The organism is Pantoea sp. SIMBA_079, from assembly GCF_046940275.1.
Taxonomy (GTDB): domain Bacteria; phylum Pseudomonadota; class Gammaproteobacteria; order Enterobacterales; family Enterobacteriaceae; genus Pantoea; species Pantoea borealis.
The window spans coordinates 1-277 of the sequence record NZ_JAWRYR010000225.1 but is presented as its reverse complement, the minus strand read 5'-3'; the positions used below and the strand labels follow the sequence as shown (position 1 = coordinate 277).

General features: G+C 57.4%; 1 pseudogene. It reads left to right on the top strand.

Features of this window, described 5'->3' with window-relative positions:
• Positions 1–23: 23 nt before the first annotated feature.
• Positions 24–277 (top strand): annotated as a pseudogene (pdxA, locus tag SB719_RS19800) (4-hydroxythreonine-4-phosphate dehydrogenase); the annotation flags it as partial.

The window sequence follows — 277 nt, the reverse complement described above, 5'->3', positions numbered from 1 at the left end:
TACGTTAAAATCCTGAGCAACTAATGGTTAAAACCCAACGTGTTGTGATCACTCCCGGCGAGCCCGCCGGGATTGGCCCGGACTTAGTTTGTCCAGCTTGCACAGCGTGAGTGGCCGGTCGAACTGGTTGTTTGTGCCGATGCCACTCTCCTTACCAACCGGGCAGCGATGCTCGGTTTGCCGCTCACCCTCCGCCCTTATTCCCCCAACTCCCCTGCACAACCGCAAACTGCGGGCACATTAACGCTACTTCCTGTCGCGCTACGTGCACCTGTCA